This window comes from Streptomyces sp. NRRL WC-3549 (genome assembly GCF_000721935.1).
Lineage (GTDB): Bacteria > Actinomycetota > Actinomycetes > Streptomycetales > Streptomycetaceae > Streptomyces.
Window position 1 is genome coordinate 66,024 of sequence record NZ_KL585440.1, and the last position, 1,472, is coordinate 67,495.

General features: G+C 76.7%; 1 protein-coding gene and 1 pseudogene. One reads left to right on the forward strand and one right to left on the reverse strand.

Going from position 1 to position 1,472, the window contains the following annotated elements:
• On the forward strand, positions 1 to 888 hold an 888-nt coding region (locus IH13_RS0133200; RefSeq protein WP_031090341.1), incomplete at its 5' end, for an ABC transporter ATP-binding protein.
• 87 nt (positions 889 to 975) lie between these two features.
• Here the strand turns inward: IH13_RS0133200 and IH13_RS0133205 are convergent.
• A pseudogene (locus tag IH13_RS0133205) lies at positions 976 to 1,472 on the reverse strand (hypothetical protein); the annotation flags it as partial.

A 1,472-nucleotide genomic window follows, 5' to 3' on the forward strand; every position in this document is an offset into this window, starting at 1 on the left:
GGGCTCCAGCCGCTGGACGGCGGACGGGTGCTCTTCGACGACGCCGACCAGGCCGCCGTACCCGTGCACCGGCGCGGTGTCGGGCTGATGTTCCAGGACCACCAGCTCTTCCCGCACCAGGACGTCGCCGCCAACGTCGCGTTCGGGCTGCGGATGCACGGCGTCCCACGGGCCGGGCGGGAGAGCCGGGCGGAAGAGCTCCTCGACCTGGTCGGGCTGCCCGGCGCCGGGCGGCGTGCCGTGGCCGCGCTCTCCGGCGGCGAGCAGCAGCGGGTGGCCCTGGCGAGGGCCCTGGCCCCGCGGCCGAAGCTCCTGATGCTGGACGAGCCGCTCGGACAGCTCGACCGCAGCCTGCGCGAACGCCTCGTCGTCGAACTGCGCGCCCTGTTCGGACGGCTGGGTACGACGGTGCTCGCCGTCACCCACGACCAGGGCGAGGCCTTCGCGCTCGCCGACCGGGTGGTGGTCATGCGGGACGGCCGGATCACCCAGGCCGGCACCCCGCTGGAGGTCTGGCAGCGGCCCGCCTCCGCCTTCGTCGCCCGGTTCCTCGGCTTCGACAACGTGGTGGAGGCGACGGTCACCGGCACCGCCGCGGACACGGTCTGGGGCAAGGTGCCGGTGCCGGACGGTTCGCCCCAGGGCCGGTGCGACCTGCTGGTCCGGCCCGCCGGTGTACGGATCGGCGCCTCGGACGCCGGGCTGCGCTGCACCGTGGGCGTACGCACCTTCCGGGGCCACCACGTCACCGTGCTCCTGGACCCGGCCGAAGGGCCCGCCCTGGAGGCCGTGTGCACCCTGCGTGACACGCCCCGGGAGGGAGCCGTGGTCGGGGTGGAGTTCGACCCGGCGGAGACCGTCGTCCTGCCCCCGGCCGCTCAGCCCTGAGGGGTTGCCCCAGGGCGCCCGCCCGGAGGTCCCCGGCGCTTGTACGCGGCCCGGCCCGTCGGGGCCCGCGGGAGCGCGCGGCGACCGTCAGCCCGACAACGGCAGCGCGGCCAGCTCCGCGACCACCCACGTCAGCGGGGCGAAGACGACCAGCAGCACCGCCGCCCGCAGCGCCGTGGCGGCGCGCAGCGCGGCGGGCGCGGCACCGAGGCGCAGTACGGCCTCGGTGGTACGGACCCGGGCCTGCTTGGCCTCCAGGGCGGAGGTCAGCAGGGTGGCCGTCGTGCAGCCCAGGACCAGCACCGCGCCGAGCGCCGTCAGCGGGCCGAAGGGGCGCGGCTCACCGGTGTACAGCACCGACGCGGCGATCACGCCGGACAGCACCGCGCAGACGACGCCGAGCGGACGGCCGATGCGGCGCGCCTCGTCCATCAGGACCCGCCCCGCCAGCAGCCGTACGGCGCCGGGGCGCACCGCCTGGAGGAGCTTGCCGCACAGGTGGGTCAGGCCCGGGCCCGCCAGGGCCAGGCCGATCGCCGTGAGGGTCCAGCCCACCAGCACGCTCGCCGGGGTGGAGTCCAGCT